The following is a 1,401-nucleotide window of genomic DNA, read 5'->3' on the forward strand; positions in this document are numbered from 1 at the left end:
CCGCAAACGACACCACCCCCGGCAAATCCAAACCACCCACCTCACCCACCACCACCCACCCACCACACTCCCCACCAGAACCCACACCCACAGCCACACCCTCCGCCGGCGCAGCAGACACCCACTCCACCCCGAACAACCCATCCGGCGCGCTGTCAGAACCAGCCGTCACCGCCTCGGCAGAGACCGATCGCAGCACCAACGAACCCACCGTCGCGATCAGTTCGCCCGTACCATCGGCCAGCGTCACCGACACACCCTCACCCGACCGCGACGGAGCCACCCGCACCCGCGCCGCCACCGCACCCGACGCATGCACCACCACATCAGTCCACGCGAACGGCAACAGCAACCCCGCGCGCTCTACACCCAAGCCCATCACGTGCAGGGCGGCGTCCAGCAAAGCCGGATGCACGCCGAACCCGGCCACCCCCACGCCTTCGGGCAACGCCACCTCGGCGAACAACTCCTCGCCACGCCGCCACGCCGCCCGTATCCCCTGGAACACGGGGCCGTAGGCAAGACCGGCCTCCGCCAGCGCCGGGTAGAACCCGGTCAGGTCCACGGCGACGGCACCGGCCGGCGGCCACTGCACCAGGCCGACGTCGGCACGAGCGTCGACAGCAGAGTCAGCCGGAACGAGGGCACCAGCCGCGTGCCGCGTCCAGTCGCCCACCACCACGGCATCCTCGGCCTGCGCATAGACACCAACCACCCGACGGCCACTCTCGTCCGGCTCGTCCACCGTCACCTGCACGCGTACGCCGCCACGCTCCGGCAACACCAACGGCGTCTCGATGAGCAGTTCCTCGACCCGCCCGCACCCGGCCTCGTCGCCGGCACGCACGACCATCTCCGCCAAGACAGCCCCAGGCACCACCACACGCCCGGCCACCACATGATCCGCAAGCCACCCCTGACCCGCCGACGACAGCCGACCCGTCAGGACCAGCCCGCCACTGGCAGGCAACACCACCGCAGCACCCAACAGCGGGTGCCCCGGCGTCCCCAGCCCCAAGTCCTCAGCCCGGCCGACCGTCGTCGCGGTCAACCAGTACCGCTGCCGCTCGAAGGCATACGTCGGCAGGTCCACCCGCCGCGCGCCCGTCCCCGCGAAGACCCTGTCCCAACCAACGGTCACACCCCGGACGAACACCTTCGCAAGCGCGGTGAGCAACGCCCGGGGCTCGTCACGGCCGCGACGCAGCAGCGGCAGCCACACCTCGGCAGCCACAGTCTCCTCGCCGGCGTCCATGAGCGTCTGCGGGCCCATGCCCGACAGCACGCCGTCCGGACCGATCTCCACGAACGTCCGCACGCCACTCTCACGCAACGCCGCCACAGCGTCGGAGAAACGGACGGCCTCACGAACGTGCCTCACCCAGTACGAGGGGCTGGTCA

The 1,401-nt window shown here is 70.7% G+C and carries 1 protein-coding gene; it reads right to left on the reverse strand.

Going from position 1 to position 1,401, the window contains the following annotated elements:
• The coding region (locus ACFZCP_RS45900; protein ID WP_391443274.1) for a polyketide synthase dehydratase domain-containing protein at window positions 1–1,381 on the reverse strand (1,381 nt) is incomplete at its 3' end.
• Window positions 1,382–1,401: the final 20 nt, after the last annotated feature.

This window comes from Streptomyces sp. NPDC007971 (genome assembly GCF_042958635.1).
Taxonomy (GTDB): Bacteria; Actinomycetota; Actinomycetes; order Streptomycetales; family Streptomycetaceae; genus Streptomyces.